The sequence below is a fragment of the Pseudomonas sp. PB106 genome, assembly GCF_009764645.1.
GTDB lineage: Bacteria > Pseudomonadota > Gammaproteobacteria > Pseudomonadales > Pseudomonadaceae > Aquipseudomonas.
Genome location: NZ_RWIM01000057.1, coordinates 1 through 2,572, shown reverse-complemented (window position 1 = coordinate 2,572; position 2,572 = coordinate 1). Strand labels below are relative to the sequence as shown.

General features: G+C 57.1%; 2 protein-coding genes. One reads left to right on the top strand and one right to left on the bottom strand.

Going from position 1 to position 2,572, the window contains the following annotated elements; genetic code table 11:
- Nucleotides 1-64: 64 nt before the first annotated feature.
- Nucleotides 65-1,480: a PLP-dependent aminotransferase family protein gene (locus tag EJA71_RS07710; RefSeq protein WP_158955652.1), complete on the bottom strand. Its 1,416-nt coding sequence runs from the start codon at nt 1,478-1,480 to the stop codon at nt 65-67.
- A gap of 90 nt (nt 1,481-1,570) precedes the next feature.
- Between EJA71_RS07710 and EJA71_RS07705 the strand changes: the two genes are divergently transcribed.
- Nucleotides 1,571-2,509 carry a DMT family transporter gene (locus tag EJA71_RS07705; RefSeq protein ID WP_158955650.1) on the top strand — a complete coding sequence of 313 codons (939 nt, stop codon included), beginning with the start codon at nt 1,571-1,573 and terminating at the stop codon, nt 2,507-2,509.
- Nucleotides 2,510-2,572 lie beyond the last annotated feature (63 nt).

Below are 2,572 nucleotides of genomic sequence, written 5' to 3'. Positions count from 1 at the left end.
GGCTGCGATCTTTTGATCTTGTCTTTTAAAAACAGAATCAAAAGATCGCAGCCTGCGGCAGCTCCTACAGGGGATTGTGTTGTGTCAGGGCATTTGCCAGAGCCTCGAACCCGCTAAGCAACAACCGATCATCCCCCACCGAATTACACACACTCACCCGAATGAACTGCGGCACCGCCGCATGCCCGACCGCAAACGCCTCAGCGGTCGCCACCAGATAATTGTTTTCCTTCAACTCCGCCGCAATCTGCGAGGCGCGCCACAACTCGGGGACTTCCACCCAGAAGTGCGGACTAAAGGCGTGAGTGTTGTAGTTCAAGCCCGCCAGCACCGGCGAGACCAGCGCCTTGCGCCGACCGATTTCGCTGATCTGCTCATCCAGCAATCGCGTGGCCATGCCGTTTTCGATCCACAGGCTCGCAATTTCCATCGACAGTGGATTGGCCATCCAGCACGTGCTGCGAATGGCTGAACCGATGCGCCCGATCAACGCTTGCGGCGCGTGGAGATAACCGACGCGCAAGCCGGCAGAAACGGCTTTGCTCAAACTGCCGATCAGTATCGAACGCTCCGGCGCGAAATGACTCAGCGGCAAAGGGCGCTGGCGATCCAGCACCGCATGGGCTTCGTCCTCGATGATCAGGAGATTGTGCTGGCGGCAGATATCGGCAATCGCCTCGCGCCGTGGGACAGACATCACCGCCGCCGTAGGATTCTGGATCGTCGGCGTGCAATACAGCGCTGAAACGCGATGCTGACGGCAGATATCCTCCAGCGCTGACGGCAAAAGTCCTTCGTCATCCATCGCTGCGCCGATCAGTTTTATCCCGAGCTGACGAGCGACACTGATCAAACCGGGGTAGGACAAATGCTCGGTGACCAGTGTGTCGCCGGCCTTGAGCAGCCCCATCAACGCGCACAGCAAACCATGCTGACCACCGTTGACGCACAGCACCTGGTCGGCGTGCGGCACGAATTCACCATGGCTCAGCCAGACCGCCCCCGCCACACGATGCCGCGCCATCCCGGCTTCGGCGGTGTACCCACTCAATTGCCGCAGGACGCCCGGCTCGTTGGCCAGATCCAGCAGGCTTTGACGCATGAGTTCGGCTTCCTGTCCTGGCATCGGCTGATTCCGACTCATGTCCAGGCAGGTGGACGGCTCATCGCTGACATTGCGAAAGCCTTTGTCCTGCTGCCGATCCATCCCCTTCTGACGCACGTAAGTGCCATCGCCTACGCGAGCGACGACCAACCCCACGCGTTCCAGCTCACCGTAGGCACGGCTGATCGTGCCGATGGTCACGCCCAAGCTGTCGGCCAACAATCGATGCGGCGGCAACTTGCTACCGGCTTCGATCACGCCTTCAGAGAGGGCCTGCGCGACACCTTCGGCGAGGCGCTTGTACTTGATGCCGGCGCCGTGGCTAAGGCGATCACGAAGAATTGACACCATGGCAATACTTACTTTGACAGTCATTACCGCCCCGAATAGCGTGATTAAAACAAGCTCAATCAGAAATAGACCGTTTCCTTAATCAGGTCAATTTCAACGTTCGGAGTACGCAACATGTCGACTGCCGTCAGCACACCATTGAACATCAGCAAACCCTGGCTCGCCGGACTGCTCACCAGCACCTTGTTTCTGATTGTCTGCCTGAGTTGGGGCACCACATGGCTGGGGATCAAGATTGCCGTGGAGAGCGTGCCGCCGCTGACCGCTGCCGGACTGCGCTTTCTCATCGCGTTTCCGCTGTTTCTGAGTTTCGCGTTGTTGCGCAAGGAACCGCTGCTGTTTCCCCGGCAAAGCCGCTGGTTTTTCGCGTTCGTCACGCTGTCGTATTTCAGCCTGCCCTACTACTTGCTCAACTACGGCGAAATGCACGTTTCGTCCGGTCTGACTGCGTTGCTGTTCAGTTGCATGCCGGTATTTATCCTGATCTTTTCCGCGCTGTTTCTGCGCGAGAAAATTTACCCGTCGCAGATGCTCGGCATCGCGATTGGTTTCGGCAGTCTGTTCATGATTATTCGCAGTCAGGGTTTGCATCTGGATCAGGCCGAATGGCTAGGAGTGCTGGCGATCCTGTGTGCCGCCGTGATGCATGCGCTGTGCTACGTGGTGACAAAAAAACACGGCAGTGCGATCAGCGTGATCACCTACAACACATTGCCGATCGGCATTGCAGGGGCGATGTTATTTATTGTCGGGTTGAACGTTGAAGCGCCGGTTTTTCGGGACATCACGACGCGCTCATGGGGTGCCCTGCTCTATCTCGGGCTGGTGGCGTCGGTCGGTGGATTCATCGTTTACTTTTTGCTGCTGAAACGCCTGAGCCCGATCATTCTGTCGTTCGTGTTCATCATTTTCCCGGTGTTCGCCGTGATCATCGGCGCCTGGTACGAAGGGCAAAGCCTGTCCCGGGAGCTGATGATCTATTCGGCGATTTTGTTGAGCGGTTTTGCGATCACCAAATTGCCCATCGAAAAATGGCGCAAACCTTCCCTGTAGGAGCTGCCGAAGGCTGCGATCTTTTGATCTTGATTGTAAAAAACAAGATCAAAAGATCGCAGT